Annotated in this window: 11 protein-coding genes and 2 pseudogenes; all 13 read left to right on the top strand. The window is 77.7% G+C overall.

All coding sequences use genetic code 11. The annotated features are described in order from the left end of the window. Positions 1-15 precede the first annotated feature (15 nt). The 13 genes and pseudogenes from cobN (at position 16) to cobA (ending at position 17,383) form a co-directional block, all read left to right on the top strand. A complete protein-coding gene (gene cobN / locus ACGFIZ_RS21270) occupies positions 16-3,684 on the top strand; it encodes a cobaltochelatase subunit CobN (RefSeq protein ID WP_393421678.1) in 3,669 nt (1,222 codons plus the stop codon). Then, positions 3,681-5,875 (top strand): annotated as a pseudogene (locus ACGFIZ_RS21275) (VWA domain-containing protein). Before cobN ends, ACGFIZ_RS21275 begins: the two are co-directional and overlap by 4 nt. Positions 5,876-5,918: 43 nt before the next feature. Next, positions 5,919-6,530: a cob(I)yrinic acid a,c-diamide adenosyltransferase gene (gene cobO, locus ACGFIZ_RS21280; protein WP_393421680.1), complete on the top strand. Its 612-nt coding sequence runs from the start codon at positions 5,919-5,921 to the stop codon at positions 6,528-6,530. Between the two features lie 32 nt (positions 6,531-6,562). Further along, on the top strand, positions 6,563-7,921 hold the full coding sequence (locus ACGFIZ_RS21285) for a cobyrinate a,c-diamide synthase (protein ID WP_393421746.1): 1,359 nt from the start codon (positions 6,563-6,565) through the stop codon (positions 7,919-7,921). A gap of 29 nt (positions 7,922-7,950) precedes the next feature. After that, on the top strand, positions 7,951-8,754 hold the full coding sequence (gene cobI / locus ACGFIZ_RS21290) for a precorrin-2 C(20)-methyltransferase (protein WP_393421749.1): 804 nt from the start codon (positions 7,951-7,953) through the stop codon (positions 8,752-8,754). Continuing rightward, positions 8,751-9,680, top strand: a complete 930-nt coding sequence (gene cobM, locus ACGFIZ_RS21295) for a precorrin-4 C(11)-methyltransferase (RefSeq protein ID WP_393421682.1) — start codon at positions 8,751-8,753, stop codon at positions 9,678-9,680. The genes cobI and cobM overlap by 4 nt, the downstream gene beginning before the upstream one ends. Continuing rightward, positions 9,677-10,828, top strand: a complete 1,152-nt coding sequence (locus ACGFIZ_RS21300; protein ID WP_393421684.1) for a cobalt-precorrin-5B (C(1))-methyltransferase — start codon at positions 9,677-9,679, stop codon at positions 10,826-10,828. The genes cobM and ACGFIZ_RS21300 overlap by 4 nt, the downstream gene beginning before the upstream one ends. Beyond that, positions 10,816-12,048, top strand: a complete 1,233-nt coding sequence (cbiE, locus tag ACGFIZ_RS21305) for a precorrin-6y C5,15-methyltransferase (decarboxylating) subunit CbiE (protein WP_393421686.1) — start codon at positions 10,816-10,818, stop codon at positions 12,046-12,048. The genes ACGFIZ_RS21300 and cbiE overlap by 13 nt, the downstream gene beginning before the upstream one ends. After that, on the top strand, positions 12,045-13,751 hold the full coding sequence (gene cobJ, locus ACGFIZ_RS21310; protein WP_393421688.1) for a precorrin-3B C(17)-methyltransferase: 1,707 nt from the start codon (positions 12,045-12,047) through the stop codon (positions 13,749-13,751). The genes cbiE and cobJ overlap by 4 nt, the downstream gene beginning before the upstream one ends. After that, a pseudogene (locus ACGFIZ_RS21315) lies at positions 13,739-13,974 on the top strand (DUF362 domain-containing protein); the annotation flags it as partial. The gene cobJ and the pseudogene ACGFIZ_RS21315, both read left to right, overlap by 13 nt. Before the next feature lie 63 nt (positions 13,975-14,037). Continuing rightward, entirely contained in the window at positions 14,038-15,117 is a 1,080-nt protein-coding gene (locus ACGFIZ_RS21320) for a HoxN/HupN/NixA family nickel/cobalt transporter (protein WP_393421751.1), read from the top strand. Continuing rightward, entirely contained in the window at positions 15,114-15,710 is a 597-nt protein-coding gene (locus ACGFIZ_RS21325; RefSeq protein WP_393421690.1) for a precorrin-8X methylmutase, read from the top strand. The genes ACGFIZ_RS21320 and ACGFIZ_RS21325 overlap by 4 nt, the downstream gene beginning before the upstream one ends. Further along, complete coding sequence (gene cobA, locus ACGFIZ_RS21330; RefSeq protein WP_393421692.1) at positions 15,707-17,383, top strand: uroporphyrinogen-III C-methyltransferase; 1,677 nt, start codon at positions 15,707-15,709, stop codon at positions 17,381-17,383. The genes ACGFIZ_RS21325 and cobA overlap by 4 nt, the downstream gene beginning before the upstream one ends. Positions 17,384-17,398 lie beyond the last annotated feature (15 nt).

Consider the following 17,398-nt stretch of genomic DNA (forward strand, 5'->3'; position numbering starts at 1 on the left):
TCTCCGGAGCCGTTCGTGCGCATCCTGCTGCTGTCCACCGCCGACACCGACCTGCTCGCCGCCCGCGCCAGCGGCGCCGACTACCGGCTGGCCAACCCGGCCCGGGTCGCCGCCGACGCCGTGTCCGCGCTGCTCGACGGCGTCGACCTCGCCGTCGTACGGCTGCTCGGCGGCCGGCAGGCGTGGCCGGACGGCCTGGCCGCGGTGCTCGCCTCCGGCGTGCCGACCGTGGTCCTCGGCGGCGAGGCGGTGCCGGACGCGGAGCTGATGGCGGTGTCCACCGTGCCCTCCGGGGTGGCCACCCAGGCGCTGGCGTACCTGGTCGAGGGCGGGCCGGACAACCTGGCCCAGCTCGCCCGGTTCCTCTCCGACACGGTGCTGCTCACCGGCGAGGGCTTCGCCCCGCCCGCACCCACCCCCGCGTACGGCGTCCACGGCGACCGCGAGCCGGTGCCCGGCCGCCCCACCGTCGGGATCGTCTTCTACCGGGCGCACACCCTGGCCGGGAACACCGCGTTCGTCGACACCCTCGCCGACGCGGTCGACGCGGCCGGCGGCAACCCCCTGCCCGTCTACTGTGGCTCGCTGCGCGGCCTCGCCCCGGGCGACGGGCCCCTCGAACTGTTCGCCCGCTGCGACGCGCTCGTCGTCACCGTCCTGGCCGCAGGCGGGACGGTCCCCGCGGACGCCTCCAACGGCGGCGACCCCGACGCGTGGGACGTCGGCGCGCTCGCCGCCCTCGACGTCCCGGTGCTCCAGGCGCTCTGCCTGACCAGCACCCGCGACCAGTGGGCGGCCAGCGACGCCGGCCTGTCCCCGTTGGACGCCGCGATGCAGGTGGCCATCCCCGAGTTCGACGGCCGGATCGTCACCGTGCCGTTCTCGTTCAAGCGCATCGACGCCGACGGGCTGTCGGTCTACGAGCCCGACCCGGAGCGGGCCGCCCGGGTCGCCGGCATCGCCGTGCGCCAGGCCCGGCTGCGGCACGTCCCGAACGCCGACAAGCGCCTCGCGGTGGTGCTCAGCTCGTACCCGACGAAGCACTCCCGGGTCGGCAACGCCGTCGGCCTGGACACCCCCGCCTCGGCGGTGCGCCTGTTCGCCGCGCTCGCCGACGCCGGTTACGACCTGGGGGAGCAGCCGCCGCCCGGCGACGGGGACGCACTGATCCACGCCCTCATCGCCGCCGGCGGGCACGACGTCGAGTGGCTCACCCCGGAGCAGCTCGCCGGTGCCGAGGCCCGGGTGCCGGGGGAGACGTACCGGAGGTGGTTCGACCGGCTCCCGGCCGGGCTGCGGGAGGCGGTGCTCGCGCACTGGGGCGAGCCGCCGGGCGAGCTGTACGTCGACGGCGGCGACGTCGTCCTGGCCGGGCTGCGCTTCGGCAACGTGGTGCTGATGATCCAGCCGCCGCGCGGCTTCGGCGAGAACCCGATCGCCATCTACCACGACCCCGACCTGCCGCCGAGCCACCACTACCTGGCCGCGTACCGGTGGCTGGCCGCGCCCGTCGCCGACGGCGGGTTCGGCGCGGACGCCGTCGTGCACCTCGGCAAGCACGGCACCCTGGAGTGGCTGCCCGGCAAGGGGCTGGGGCTGGCCGCCGACTGCGCCCCCGACGCCGTCCTCGGGGACCTGCCGCTGGTGTACCCGTTCATCGTCAACGACCCCGGCGAGGGCACCCAGGCCAAGCGCCGCGCCCACGCCGTCGTCGTCGACCACCTCGTCCCGCCGATGGCCCGCGCCGACACGTACGGCGACCTGGCCAAGCTCGAACAGCTCCTCGACGAGTACGCCACGGTGCAGGCCCTCGACCCGGCCAAGGTGCCGGTCGTCCGGGCGCAGATCTGGGACCTCGTGCGCGCCGCCGAGTTGCACCACGACCTGCACACCGAGGACATGCCCGCCGCCGACGACTTCGACGACTTCGTGCTGCACCTCGACGGGTACCTGTGCGAGGTCAAGGACGTGCAGATCCGCGACGGGCTGCACGTCCTCGGCGGCGCGCCCGCCGGCGAGGCCCGGGTCAACCTGGTCCTCGCCGTGCTGCGCGCCCCCCAGGTGTGGCGCGGGGCGCGGGCGCTGCCCGGCCTGCGGCAGGCCCTCGCCGCCGCGTACGGCCTCGACGAGCAGGCGCTGCTCGCCGCGCCCGGCGAGCGGATCGCCGTGCCCGCGGCGCTGACCGGGGCCGTGGACGGGCCGGCCGCCACGGCCGCCGACGCCGTCGACCTGATCGAGGGGCTGGCCCGCCGCCTCGTCGTCGGCATGGAGACCCTCGGCTGGGACGCCGACCGGGTCGACGAGGTCGTCACGGAGGTCGCCGGCCGCGCGATCCCCGACGCCGCCGACGTGCTGCGCTTCGCCGCCCGGGAGGTGGTGCCCCGCCTCGACGCCACCACCGACGAGGTCGACCGGGTGCTCGGCGCCCTCGACGGCCGGTTCGTGCCGCCCGGCCCGTCCGGCTCGCCCACCCGGGGCGTGGTCGACGTGCTGCCCACCGGCCGCAACTTCTACTCCGTCGACCCGAAGGCGATCCCGTCGCGCAACGCCTGGGACGTCGGCGTGGCCCTCGCGGACTCGCTGCTGGCCCGGCACCTCGCCGACACCGGCGAGTACCCCCGCTCGGTGGGGCTCACCGTCTGGGGCACCAGCGCCATGCGTACCCAGGGCGACGACGTCGCCGAGGTGCTGGCGCTGCTGGGCTGCCGGCCCACCTGGGACGACCGGTCCCGCCGGGTCACCGGCGTGGAGGTGGTGCCGCTGGCCGAGCTGGGCCGCCCCCGCGTCGACGTCACCGTGCGCATCTCCGGGTTCTTCCGCGACGCGTTCCCGCACGTCGTCGCGCTGATCGACGACGCCGTGCGCCGGGTCGCCGCCCTCGACGAGCCCGCCGAGGACAACTTCGTCGCCGCGCACGTCGCCGCCGACGTGGCCGAGCACGGCGACGAGCGGCGGGCCACCGCCCGCATCTTCGGCTCCAAGCCCGGCGCGTACGGGGCGGGGCTGCTGCCGCTGATCGACGCCCGGAACTGGCGCACCGACGCCGACCTCGCCGAGGTGTACGCCGTCTGGGGCGGCTACGCGTACGGCCCGGGGCTGGACGGTCGGGAGGCCCGCGTCGACATGGAACGCTCCTTCGCCCGCATCGCCGTGGCGGTGAAGAACCAGGACACCCGCGAGCACGACATCGTCGACTCCGACGACTACTTCCAGTACCACGGCGGGATGGTGGCGATGGTCCGCCACCTCACCGGCGCATCCCCGGCCGCGTACGTGGGGGACTCCGCGATGCCGCACGACGTGCGCACCCGCACCCTCGGCGAGGAGACCCGGCGGGTGTTCCGGGCCCGGGTGGTCAACCCGAAGTGGATCGCCGCGATGCGCCGGCACGGCTACAAGGGCGCGTTCGAGCTGGCCGCCACCGTGGACTACCTGTTCGGCTACGACGCCACGGCCGGCGTCGTCGACGACTGGATGTACGAGCACCTCGCCGCCGCGTACGTCTTCGACCCCGGGACGCGGGAGTTCCTGGAGCAGTCGAACCCGTGGGCGCTGCGCGGCATCACCGAGCGGCTGCTGGAGGCCGCCGACCGGGGACTGTGGGCCGCGCCGGACCCGGCGACCCTCGACCGGCTCCGCGAGACGTACCTGGCCACCGAGGGCGACCTGGAGGACAGGCAGTGAGCGCGAGGAGTGAGCGGGGTTTGCGAGCCCCGCAGTCGCGATCGGAGATGGCTCCGCAATGAGTGCCTTCCCGTTCTCCGCCGTCCTCGGCATGGACGACATGCGGCTCGCCCTGCTGCTCAACGCCGTCTCCCCGGCCATCGGCGGGGTGCTCGTGCGCGGCGAGAAGGGCACCGCGAAGTCCACCGCCGTCCGCGCCCTCGCGGCGCTGCTGCCCCCGGTCGACCACGTCGTCGGCTGCCGCTTCGCCTGCGACCCGGCCGCCCCCGACCCCGGCTGCCCGGACGGCCCGCACCCGGACGAGCCGGTGGCCGACCGCCGCCCGGCCCGGCTGGTCGAGCTGCCGGTCGGCGCCGCCGAGGACCGGGTGGTCGGCTCGCTCGACCTGGAGAAGGCCCTCGGCGAGGGGGTACGCGCCTTCGAGCCCGGCCTGCTCGCCGCCGCCCACCGGGGCGTGCTCTACGTCGACGAGGTCAACCTGCTCCACGACCACCTCGTCGACCTGCTCTTGGACGCCGCCGCGATGGGCCGCAGCCACGTCGAGCGGGAGGGCGTGTCGGTCAGCCACGCGTCCCGGTTCCTGCTCGTCGGCACGATGAACCCGGAGGAGGGGGAGCTGCGCCCGCAGCTGCTGGACCGGTTCGGCCTCACCGTCGAGGTGGGCGCCAGCCGGGACCCGGCGGTCCGGGTGGAGGTGGTCCGCCGCCGGCTCGCCGCCGACGCCGACCCGGCCGGGTTCGCCGCCCGCTGGGCCGACGCCGACGCGGATGTCGCCCGGCGGGTGGCCGCCGCCCGGGACCGGCTGGACCGGGTGCTGCTGCCCGACGCGGCGCTGCGCCAGATCGCCGAGGTGTGCGCCGCGTTCGACGTGGACGGCATGCGCGCCGACATCGTCACCGCGCGTACCGCGATGGCGCACGCCGCCTGGCAGGACCGGACGGTGGTGACCGCCGAGGACGTCCGGGTGGCCGCCCGGCTGGCCCTGCCGCACCGGCGCCGCCGCGACCCGTTCGACACTCCTGGCCTGGACGAGCAGCGCCTGGACGAGGCGCTGCGCCGCGCCGGCGAGGACGACCCCGACACCGACCCGGACGACGGCGGCCCGGACGGCGGCGGCGCGGACGGCGGTGGCCCGAACGGCGGTGGCCCGACGGGTCCCGCTGGTGGCGGCGCCGGCGCCGACAACGGCACCGGGCAGGACTCCGGCGGACCGGGCGGCGCCGGGCAGGACGCAGGTTCCGCCGGTCCCGGGCAGGACGGCGGAACCGCCGGTCCCGGGCAGGACGGCGGAACCGGCGGTGCCGGAGCGGACTCCGGCCGGACCGGCCGGCCCGGTGACCCGGCGGCGGGGACGCAGCCGGTGGCCGTACCCGATCGGGGTTTGCGGGCCCGGCTGCTCGCGGCGCCCGGGGTGGGTGACGGGGTGCCAGGCCGGCGCTCCCGCGCCCGCACCGGCCGGGGCCGGACCACGGGGGCGCGCACGCCGCTCGCCGGCCGGGCCGGGGCGCTGCACCTGCCCGCGACCATCCGCGCCGCCGCCCCGCACCAGGCCGCCCGCGGTCGGCACGGGGGGCCGTTGCGGCTGCGCCCGGGCGACCTGCGCGAGGCGGTCCGCGAGGGCCGCGAGGGCAACCTGGTCCTCTTCGTCGTCGACGCGAGCGGGTCGATGGGCGCCCGGCAGCGGATGTCCGCCGTCAAGGGCGCGGTGCTCGCCCTGCTCACCGACGCCTACCAGCGGCGGGACAAGGTGGCCGTGGTCGCCTTCCGGGGCGCGGACGCGCAGACCCTGCTGCCGGCCACCTCGTCGGTGCTGGCCGCGTCCGCCCGCCTGGCCGAGCTGCCCACCGGCGGGCGTACGCCGCTCGCCGAGGGCCTGCTCGCCGCCGCCGAGCTGCTGCGCCTGGAGCGGCTGCGGGACCCGCGGCGGCGGCCCCTGGTGCTGGTGCTCACCGACGGGCGGGCCACCGCCGGGCACCGCCCGCTCGACCGGGCCGCCCGGGCGGCGGTCGTGCTCGCCGCCACCGGCGCCCCCTGCGTCGTCGTCGACTGCGAGTCCGGCCCGGTGCGCCTGAACCTGGCCCGCCGCCTGGCCACCCACCTCTCGGCCCAGTACCACCCCCTGTCCTCCCTGACCACCCCCCGCGATCTTGCACTTGTTGCCCAGGCGAAACGGGTGGAAACGGTCAGATGAGGGGCCAAAACTGCAAGATCGCGAAGAAGAGGAGGGGCCGCTGATGCCGCAGGGGAAGCCGACGTACGTGCCCGCCGACGGGCTGAGCACCCGGCAGCGGCGCAACCGGCCGCTGCTGATCGTCCACACCGGCCAGATGAAGGGGAAGTCGACGGCCGCGTTCGGGCTGGCGCTGCGCGCCTGGACGGCGGGCCTGCCGATCGGCGTGTTCCAGTTCGTCAAGAGCGCCAAGTGGCGGGTGGGCGAGGAGAACGCCTTCCGCGCCCTCGGCGAGGTGCACGAGCGCACCGGCCAGGGCGCCCCGGTGGCCTGGCACAAGATGGGCGAGGGCTGGTCCTGGATCCAGCGCGGCGGCGAGGCCGACCACGCCGCCGACGCCCTGGAGGGCTGGCGGCAGATCCAGCGCGACCTCGCCGCGCAGCGGTACGGCCTGTACGTGCTGGACGAGTTCACCTACCCGATGAAGTGGGGCTGGGTGGACGTCGACGAGGTGGTGCAGACCCTGGCCGACCGCCCCGGCTTCCAGCACGTGGTGATCACCGGCCGGGACGCCGACCCGCGGCTGGTCGAGGCCGCCGACCTGGTGGCCGAGCTGACCAAGGTGAAGCACCCGATGGACGCCGGCCAGAAGGGCCAGAAGGGCATCGAGTGGTGAGCGTGAGCGAACCACCGTCGCTGCCGGGGGTGGTGAGCACCGGTGAACTCTGGTCGCTGCCCCGGGTGGTGGTCGCCGCGCCGGCCAGCGGGCACGGCAAGACCACCGTGGCCACCGGGCTGCTCGGCGCGCTGCGCCGCCGCGGCCTCACCGTCAGCCCGCACAAGGTCGGCCCCGACTACATCGACCCCGGCTACCACGCGCTCGCCGCCGGCCGGCCCGGCCGCAACCTCGACCCCTGGCTGGTGGGCGAGGAGCGGGTCGCCCCGCTGCTGCGCCACGGCGCCACCGTCCCGACGCCCGCCGACATCGCCGTGGTCGAGGGCGTGATGGGCCTGCACGACGGCGCGGTCGGCCGCGGGGCGTACGCCTCCACCGCCCACGTCGCCCGGCTGGTGGACGCCCCCGTCGTGCTGGTGCTGGACACCACCGCCCAGGGGCGCTCGGCCGCCGCGCTGGTGCTCGGCATGCGCGCCTTCGACCCCGCGGTGCGCATCGGCGGGGTGATCCTCAACCGCGTCGGCTCGCCCCGGCACGAGGCCCTGCTGCGCGACGCGCTCGCCGAGGTGGACGTACCGGTGCTCGGGGCCGTCAGCCGGGCCGAGGAGGTCGCCGCCCCGTCGCGGCACCTCGGCCTCGTCCCCGTCGCCGAGCGGGCCCCGGAGTCGGAGGCGATCGTGGCCGCCCTCGCCGACCTGGTCACCGCCACCGTGGACCTGGACGCGCTGCTCGACCTGGCCCGCACCGCCCCGCCGCTGACCGCGCCGGCCTGGGATCCGGTCGCCGCCGTCGGCGGCCCCGCCACCACCGCCGGCCCGACCGTCGCCCTCGCCGCCGGCGCGGCCTTCACCTTCTCGTACGCGGAGACGGCCGAACTGCTCGCGGCGTCCGGCGCGACCGTGGCCCCCTTCGACCCGCTGCGCGACCCGGGGCTGCCGGCCGGCACCCGGGCCGTGGTGATCGGCGGCGGCTTCCCCGAGGCGCACGCCGAGGCCCTCGCCGGCAACGCCGCGCTGCGCGCCGAGCTGGGCGCCTTCGACGGGCCGGTGGTCGCCGAGTGCGCCGGCCTGCTCTACCTGGGCCGGTCCCTCGACGGCGTGCCGATGTGCGGGCGGCTGGACCTGACCGCCCGGATGAGCGGCCGGCTCACCCTCGGCTACCGGCAGGCCGTGGCCGCCGCCGACTCCCCGGTGACCCGGGCCGGCGAGCCGGTACGCGGACACGAGTTCCACCGCACCGTCACCGACCCCGGCCACGGCGACACCCCCGCGTGGCGCTGGGACGACCGGGAGCACGGCTTCGTCGACGGCCGGGTGCACGCCTCCTACCTGCACGTGCACTGGGCCGGCCAGCCGCTGGCCGCCCGCCGCCTGGTGGAGGCGTGCCGGTGAGCGCCCCGACGGACGGGCCGGCCGCGCCGGTGGGACGGCCTGCCGACCCCGGCCGCCCGACGCTGACCGGGGTCGGCGTGGGGCCGGGCGACCCGGAGCTGCTGACCGTGAAGGCGGTCCGGGTGCTGCGCGAGGCCGACCTGGTCTTCGTCCCGGTCATGGCCGACGGCCCCGGCGCCGGGCCTGTCGGCGAGCCGGGAGCGGACCCGCGGGCCGTCGACGGCGTCGGGCGCGCCGAGGCGACCGTGCGGGCGTACGTGGCCGACGGGCAGGTGCGGCGGCTGCCGTTCGCGCTCGACGACCGGGGCGGCGCCACGCCCCGCCGGCGGGCCGCCTGGGACGCCGCCGCCCGCGCCGTCGTCGACGCCCTCGACGCGGGCGCGACGCGGATCGCGTTCGCCACCATCGGCGACCCCAACGTGTACTCCACCTTCGGCTACCTGGCCCAGGGCGTACGCGCGCTGCGGCCCGCCGTCGAGGTCGGCACCGTCCCCGGGATCACCGCCATGCAGGACCTCGCCGCCCGCAGCGGCACCGTGCTCTGCGAGGGACGCGAGCCGCTGACCCTGCTGCCGGCCACCGCCGGGCTCGCGCTGTTCGCCGACGCGCTGGCCGGCCCGGGGACCGTCGTGGCGTACAAGGGCTGGCGGCGGCACCCGGAGTTCGTCGAGGAACTGCGCCGGCAGGGCCGCCTCGACGACGCCGTGCTCGGGCGGGCGCTCGGCCTGCCCGGCGAGCGGATCGGCCCGCCCGCGCCGGACGACGACGACCTGCCGTACCTGTCGACGCTGCTCGTCCCGGCCCGCCGGGAGACCAGGGGAGGAAAGCTTTGACCACCGTAGAAGCGACCACGGGGAAGGTCTGGTTCGTGGGGGCCGGGCCGGGCGCGGCCGACCTGCTCACGCTGCGCGCCGCGCGGGTGATCGGCGAGGCGGACGTGGTGGTCTGGGCGGCCAGCCTGGTGCACGCCGACGTGCTCGCCCACGCCCGGCCCGACGCCGAGATCATCGACTCGTCCGAGCTGCCGATGGAGGGCGTGCTCCCCCTCTACGAACGGGCCGCCGCGCAGGGGCTGACCGTGGCCCGGATCCACTCCGGCGACCCCGCGCTGTGGGGCGCGGTGCAGGAGCAGCTCGACATGTGCCGGGCCCTCGGGCTGGCCGTCGAGGTCGTGCCGGGCGTCTCCTCGTTCACCGCCGTCGCGGCGCTCGTCGAGCGGGAGCTGACCATCCCCGAGGTCGCCCAGTCGGTGATCCTCACCCGCCTCGAGGGCGGCAAGACGCCGATGCCGGCGGGGGAGCGGGTCCGCGACTTCGCCCGCCACGGCACCACCATGGCGCTGTTCCTCTCCGCCGCCCGCTCCGGGCAGGTGCAGGCCGAGCTGCTGGCCGGCGGCTACCCGGCGGACACCCCGGCCGTGGTGGCGTACCAGGCGACCTGGCCGGACGAGCTGGTGGTGCGCTGCACGGTCGGGACCCTGGCCGACACCGTTCGGGAGCACAAGCTGTGGAAGCACACGCTGTTCCTGGTCGGGCCGGCGCTGGGCGCCAGCGGCACCCGGTCGCACCTGTACCACCCCGGGCACTTCCACACCTTCCGCCGGGCCGAGCCGGCCGCCCGCGCCGAGCTGCGCCGCCGCCGCGCGGACGCGGCCCGCCCGGCCGGGAACGCCGACCGGGCCGCCGGGGACGCGGGTCGGCCCGCCGGGGACGCGGACCCGTCGGTCAGCGACGCCGGGGCGCCGGGGCCGGCCCGGTGACGTACGCCGAGCCGCCGCTGCGCGAGCCGGACCTGCCGCGTACCGCGAAGGTCCGGCCCCGCGCGCTGCGCACCGGCTGGACGACCGGGGCCTGCGCCACCGCGGCGGCCAAGGCCGCCGTCACCGCGCTGGTCACCGGCGTGCCGCCGCGGGAGGTCGAGATCGGCCTGCCCGCCGGCCGCCGGGTGAGCTTCCCGGTCGACCGCTGCGAGCTGGCCCCGCCGCCCGCCGCGCGCGCCGAGGCCGTGGTCGTCAAGGACGCCGGGGACGACCCCGACGTCACCCACGGCGCGCACCTGACGGCCACCGTCGAGTGGCGCGACGAGCCCGGCCTCGACCTCGCCGGCGGGCCGGGCGTCGGCACCGTCACCAAACCCGGCCTCGGGCTGCCCGTCGGCGGCCCGGCGATCAACGAGACCCCGCGCCGGATGATCGGCCAGGCCGTCGCCGAGGTCGTCGACCTCGCCGAGGTCGGCGTACGGGTGGTGATCAGCGTCCCCGGCGGCGAGGTGATGGCCCGCAAGACCACCAACCGGCGGCTCGGCATCCTCGGCGGCATCTCCATCCTCGGCACCACCGGGATCGTCCGCCCCTTCTCCACGGCGTCCTGGCGCGCCAGCGTGGTGCAGGCGGTGCACGTCATGGCCGCCCAGGGCGAGCGGACCGTGGTGCTGTGCACCGGCGGGCGCACCGAGCGGGCCGCCCGCGCACTCCTGCCGGAGCTGCCGGAGGTCTGCTTCGTCGAGGTCGGCGACTTCACCGGCGCGGCGGTCACCGCCGCCGTCGGCGACGGCATGACCGGGGTGGTCTTCGTCGGGATGGCCGGCAAGCTGGCCAAGCTCGCCGCCGGCGTGCTGATGACCCACTACACCCGGTCCAAGGTGGACCTGTCCCTGCTCGGCGCGGTCACCGCCGAGGCCGGCGGCGACCCGGCCCTGGTGGCCGAGGTGGCGGCGGCCAACACCGGCCGGCACGCGTACGAGCTGTGGGAGGCCGCCGGGCTGCTGCGCCCCGCCGGCGACCTGCTCTGCCACCGGGTACACCAGGTGCTGCTGCGCTTCGCCGAGCACGCCGTCGACGTCGACGTGGCGATGGTCGACTTCGCGGGGGACCGGCTGGTCGCCTCCTCGGGGCGGTGGGCCGCGTGACCCACCCCGTCACCGTCGTCGGCGTCGACGCGGCCGGCGCGCCGGCGTACCCGGCCGCCGTCGCCGCCCTGGCCGGGGCCCGGCTGGCCGTCGGCGCGGCCCGGCACCTCGCCGCCGTCGCCCTTCCCGAGGGCTGCGCCACGGTGGCCCTCGGCCCGCTCGCGCCCGCCCTGGACCGGCTCGCCGCCGCCGTGGCCGACGGCGTCCCGGCGGTGGTGCTGGCCAGCGGCGACCCGGGGCTGTTCGGCATCGTCCGCCGGCTGCGCGCCGACGGGCTGCCCGTGCGGGTGCTGCCCGCCGTGTCCAGCGTGGCCGCCGCGTTCGCCCGCGCCGGCCTGCCCTGGGACGGCGCGGCGGTGGTCAGCGCCCACGGCCGGGACCTGCGGCCCGCGCTCAACGCGGCCCGCGCGCTGCCGGCGGTCGCCGTGCTCACCGCGCCCGGCGCGGGGGCCGCCGAGATCGGCGCGGGCCTGGTCGGCTGGCCGCGGCGGCTCGTCGTCGCCGAGCACCTGGGGAGCCCGGCCGAGCGGGTCACCGAGACCACGCCCGCCGAGGCCGCCGCCGCGACCTGGGCCGACCCGCACGTGCTGCTGTCCCTCGCCGACCGGACCCCCGATCCCGGGCCGGCCGGCGGGGCGCGGGCGGACAACCAGCCGGCCGCCGCCCCGGTCGGCGGCTGGGCGCTGCCCGAGGACGCGTACGCCCACCGCGACTCCATGATCACCAAGGCGGAGGTGCGCGCCCTCGCCGTGGCCCGGCTGCGCCCCCGGCTCGGCCGGCTCGTCTGGGACGTCGGCGCGGGCAGCGGCTCGGTCGGCGTCGAGTGCGCGCTGCTCGGCGCGGCCGTCGTCGCGGTCGAGCGCGACCCGGACGCCGTCGACCTGGTCCGGCGCAACGCCGCCGCCCACGGGGTCGACGTGCGGGTGGTCGCCGGGGCGGCCCCGGCCGCGCTCGGCGGGCTGCCCGACCCGGACGCCGTGTTCGTCGGCGGGGGCGGCCTGGACGTGCTCGCCGCCGTGGCCGCCCGCGAACCGGTCCGGATCGTGGTGACCCTCGCCGCCCTGGACCGGGTCGCCCCCGCGCTGGCCCTGCTGCGCGAGCACGGCTACCGCGCCGAGGGCGTCCAACTCTCCGCCGCCCGGCTGGCCGACCTGCCCGGCGGGTCGGTGCGGCTGGCCGCCACCAATCCTGTCGTCGTCCTCACGGGGGAGCTTCCTTGACCACGATCCGCATCGGGCTCGTCGCGGCCACCGCCGCCGGACGCCGGCACGCCCGGACCGTCGCCGACGCCTGGCCGCACGCCCGCCTCGTCGAGGCCGACACCGTCGGCGACGCGCTGCGCGCGGCCTTCACCGGGTACGACGCGGTGGTGGCGTTCCTGGCCACCGGCGCGGTCGTCCGCGTCCTCGCGCCGCTGCTCGGCGACAAGCGCACCGACCCGGCGGTCGTGGTGGTGGACGAGGCCGCCCGGCACGCCGTGGCGCTGCTCGGCGGCCACGCCGGGGGCGCCAACGCCCTCGCCGCCGAGGTCGGCGCGCTGCTCGACGCCCGGCCGGTGGTCACCACCGCCACCGACGCGGTCGACCTGCCCGGCCTGGACACCCTCGGCTGGCCCGTCGAGGGGGCGGTCGCCGCCGTCAGCCGGGCGATCCTGGACGGCGAGCCCGTGCGGCTCGAGGCCGACGCCACCTGGCCGCTGCCCGCCCTGCCCGACACCGTGCGGCCCGACGCGCCCGCCGACGCGTACCGGCTGCTGGTCACCGATCGGGTGGTGCCGACGGACGGGCGGACCGCCGTGCTCCGGCCCCCGTCGCTGGTGGTCGGGGTGGGCGGCAGCCGGGGCGTACCGGCCGCCGAGGCGCGCGCCCTGCTGGACCGGGTGCTGGCCGACGCCGGGCTGAGCCCGGCGAGCGTGCGCGCCCTGGCCAGCGCCGACGTCAAGGCCGACGAGGCGGGCATCCGGTCGACCGCCGACGCGCTCGGCGTACCCCTGGTGACCCACCCGGCGGCGGACCTGGCGGCGGTCGACGTGCCCAACCCCAGCGAGGTGGTCCGCGCGGCGGTCGGCACGCCCAGCGTCGCGGAGGCCGCGGCGCTGCTCGGCGAGCCCGGCCGGCACGCCTCCGCGGAGCTGGTGGCGCCCAAGACCGCCTCCGCGATGGCCACCGTGGCGGTGGCCCGGCACGCGCCGCGCGGCCGGCTGGCGATCGTCGGCCTCGGCCCCGGCGCGGCCGACCTGCGCACCCCCCGCGCGGTCGCCGAGCTGCGCCGCGCCGCCGTGGTCGTCGGCCTCGACCAGTACGTCGAGCAGGTGCGCGACGTGCTGCGCCCCGGCACCCGGGTGCTGGCCAGCGGCCTCGGCGCGGAGGAGGAGCGGGCCCGCGCCGCCGTGGCCGAGGCCGCCGCCGGCCACGCGGTCGCGCTGATCGGCTCCGGCGACGCCGGGGTGTACGCCATGGCCAGCCCCGCCCTGGAGTACGCCGACGACCGCATCGACGTGGTCGGGGTGCCCGGGGTGACCGCCGCCCTCGCCGCGGCGGCGCTGCTCGGCGCGCCGCTCGGCCACGACCACGCGTACCTGAGCCTGTCCGACCTGCACACCCCCTGGGAGGTCATCGAGCGGCGGGTCGCCGCGGCGGCCGAGGGGGACTTCGTGGCGCTGCTGTACAACCCGCGCAGCCGCACCCGGGACTGGCAGCTCGACGCCGCGCTGCGCGTCTTCGCCAAGCACCGCCCGCCGGACACCCCGGTCGGCGTGGTGCGCAACGCCAGCCGCGACGGCGAGCGGGTGCGGCTGGCCACCCTGGCCACCTTCGACGCCGGGACGGTGGACATGTACAGCGTCGTGGTCGTCGGCAGCAGCCAGACCCGGATCGTCGCCGGCCGGATGGTCACCCCGCGGGGGTACCGGTGGCGCAGCTGACCGCCCCCGTGGCCATCGGCGCCTGCCAGGGCTGCGGCGCGTGCCTGCTGACCTGCCCCACGCACGCCATCCGACCCACGCCGGCCGGTCTGCGGGTCCGGGCCGACCGGTGCACCGGCTGCCTGGAGTGCCTGGAGATCTGCCCGGTGGACGCGATCCGCGTCGTCGGCACCGACCGCCCAGAAGGAGTCCGATGAGTTCGACCACGGTCAGCGCAGCGCCCCCGGCGGGCCGGTGGAGCCGTGCCGAGCGGCTACGCCTCGGCGGCATCGTGCTCGCCGTCGCCGTGCTGCACGTCGCCGGCTGGAGCCTGTACCTGTACTGGAACGACCAGCCCGCGGCGGCCGGCGGCCTCGCCGGGGCGGGCGCCCTGGCGTACGCGCTCGGGGTGCGGCACGCCTTCGACGCCGACCACATCGCCGCGATCGACGACACCACCCGGCTGATGCTGCTGCGCGGGCGCCGGCCGGTCGGCGTCGGCTTCTTCTTCGCCCTCGGGCACAGCGCGGTGGTGCTGCTGCTCGCCCTGGTGATCGGGCTGGCCTCGGCCAACCTCACCGGGCCCGGCCTCGCCCAGGCACGCGAGGTGGGCGCGACCGTCGCCGCGGTGACCGCCACGCTGTTCCTGGCCCTGGTCGCCGTGCTCAACGCCGTGGTGCTGGCCGGCCTGGCCCGGCTGTGGCGGCGGCTGCGCCACGGCGACCTCGACGAGCGGGAGCTGGACCTGCAGCTGCTCAACCGAGGGCTGATGCAGCGGGTGCTCGGCTCCCGGGCCCGCGCCCTGGTCCGCTCCTCCTGGCACATGGCGCCCGTCGGCTTCCTCTTCGGCCTCGGCCTGGAGACGGCCAGCGAGGTGACCCTGCTCGCCCTGTCGGCCAGCACCGCCGCCGCCGGCGGGCTGCCCGTGCTGGCCCTGCTCACCCTGCCGCTGCTGTTCGCCGCCGGGATGTCGGCCATGGACACCGCCGACAGCCTGCTCATGAGCCGGGCGTACTCGTGGGCGTACCGGCAGCCGGCCCGGCGGCTGTACTACAACCTGGCCACCACCGCCGTGACGGTGCTGGTCGGCGCGCTGGTGGCCAGCGTCTACCTGGCGAGCCTGCTGGCCGACCACCTCCGGGTGTCCGCCCTCGCCGGCTACGCGGCGGTCGCCGACCACTTCGAGCAGCTCGGCTACGCCGTCGTCGCGGTGTTCGCCCTCGCCTGGGCGGGCGCGGTCGCGCTGTGGAAGCTGCGCGGCTACGACCGCCGCTACGGCTCCTCCGGCCCGGCCGTGGCCGTCGCGGGCTCCGGGGGCGAGACCGGGGTCGTCGCCGGCTCCGGGGGCGAGACCGGGGCGGCCGACGCGGAGGGGGAGCGCCGGTGAGTCGCGTCGTGCACCCGATCGAGCAGGAGTCGTACGCGATCCTGCGCTCCCGGGTCGACCTGTCCGGCCTGCCGCCGCTGACCCGCGCCGTCACCGAGCGGGTCGTGCACGCCAGCGCCGACCTCGACTACGTCGCCGACCTGGTCTGCGACGAGGCGGGTCTGGCCGGCGGGCTGGCCGCGCTGCGCGCCGGCGCGCCCGTGGTCACCGACGTGGCGATGGTCGCCGCCGGGATCACCCGCGCCGGCCTGGAACTGGTCTGCCCGATCGCCGAGCCGGCCGCCGCCGCGCTGGCCCGCGAGGCCGGGATCACCCGCTCCGCGGCGGCCGTCCGGCTGGCGTACGACCGGGTGGGCCCCGGCGCGGTCTGGGTGGTCGGCTGCGCGCCCACCGCGCTGTTCGAGCTGATCACCCTCGGCGTCCGGCCGGCGCTGGTCGTCGGCCTGCCCGTCGGGTTCGTCGGCGCCGCCGAGTCCAAGGCCGCGCTGCGCGACAGCGGCCTGCCCGCGGTCTCCAACGTCGGCGAGAAGGGCGGCTCCGCCGTCGCCGCCGCCGCCCTCAACGCCCTGCTCTACCTGGAGGAATCGCCATGAACCCGGCCCCGGACCCCCGGACCCCGCTGCTGCTGGTCGGGCACGGCACCCGCAGCACGGCCGGGGTCGACCAGTTCCTCGCGCTGGTCGAGCGCATCCGCCGCCGCGCCGCCCTCGACGACGTCGAGGGCGGGTTCATCGAGCTGTCCCGCCCGCCGCTGACCGACGCGGTCGGCGCGCTCGTCGAGCGGGGCCGGCGTCGGCTGGTCGCCCTGCCCCTCGTCCTCGCCGCCGCCGGCCACGGCAAGGGCGACATCCCCGCCGCGCTGGCCCGGGAGCGGGCCCGCCAGCCGGGGCTGACGTACGCCTTCGGCCGGCCGCTGGGCCCCCACCCGCTGCTGCACGAGGCCCTGGAACAGCGCATCGACGACGCGCTGGCCGGCGCCGACCGGGCGGGGACGTGGGTGGCGCTGATCGGCCGCGGCTCCACCGACCCGGACGCCAACGCCGAGGTCGTCAAGGTGGCGCGGCTGCTGTGGGAGGGGCGCGGCTATGCCGGGGTGGAGGCGGGCTTCATCTCGCTCGCCGAGCCGTCGGTGCCGGCCGTGCTGGACCGGCTGCGCCGCCTGGGCGCCCGCCGGATCGTCGTCGCCCCGTACTTCCTGTTCGCCGGGGTGCTGCCGGACCGGATCGCCGCCCAGTCGGCGGAGTTCGCCGCCGCCCACCCCGACCTGGACGTGCGGGTGGCCGATCTGATCGGCGACTGCGACGCCCTCGCCGACCTGGTGCTGCTCCGGCACGCCGAGGCGCTGCGCGGGGACATCCGGATGAACTGCGACACCTGCGCGTACCGGGTGGCGCTGCCCGGCTTCGTCGACAAGGTGGGCAGGCCGCAGACCCCGCACGACCACCCCGACGACCCGGTCGGCGGCCACGACCACCACGACCACGACGGGCAGCCACACGCCCACGACCACCACCATCACGGGCACGACCACGAGCCGGTGCTGCGCCCGGGGCAGGTCGCCGTCGTCGGCGGTGGGCCCGGCCCCGACGACCTGATCACCGTACGGGGCAGGGCCATGCTGGACGCGGCGGACGTGGTGGTGGCCGACCGGCTCGCCCCGCGCGGCCTGCTCGACGGGCTGCGCCCCGGCGTGCTGGTGGTGGACGCGGCGAAGGTGCCCCGGGGCCCGTCGATGGGGCAGGACGCCATCAACGACACCCTGGTCCGGCACGCCCGCGCCGGCCGGCGGGTGGTCCGCCTCAAGGGCGGCGACCCGTACGTCTTCGGCCGCGGGCACGAGGAGGTGCAGGCGTGCGCCGCGGCCGGGGTGGAGACGGTCGTCGTCCCCGGGGTGACCAGCGCCGTCGCCGCGCCCGCCCTGGCCGGCGTGCCGGTGACCCACCGGGGCGTGGCGCACGAGTTCACGGTCGTGTCCGGGCACCTGCCGCCGGGGCACCCGCAGTCCCTGGTCGACTGGGCCGCGCTGGGCCGCGCGCGGGGCACCCTCGTGCTGCTCATGGCGGTCGACACGATCGACAAGGTCGCCGCCGAGTTGATCGAGCACGGCCGGGCCCCGGACACCCCGGCGGTGGTGGTGCAGGACGCCGGGCACCCGAGCCAGCGGGCGCTGCCGTCCCGGCTGGACGAGGTCGGCGCGCTGGCCACCCGGGAGGACGTCCAGCCCCCGGCGGTGTTCGTGATCGGCCCGGTCGCCGCGCTGCTGTGAGAGAAGGGGGCCCCT

The sequence above is a fragment of the Micromonospora sp. NPDC048830 genome (genome assembly GCF_043198215.1).
Taxonomy (GTDB): domain Bacteria; phylum Actinomycetota; class Actinomycetes; order Mycobacteriales; family Micromonosporaceae; genus Micromonospora.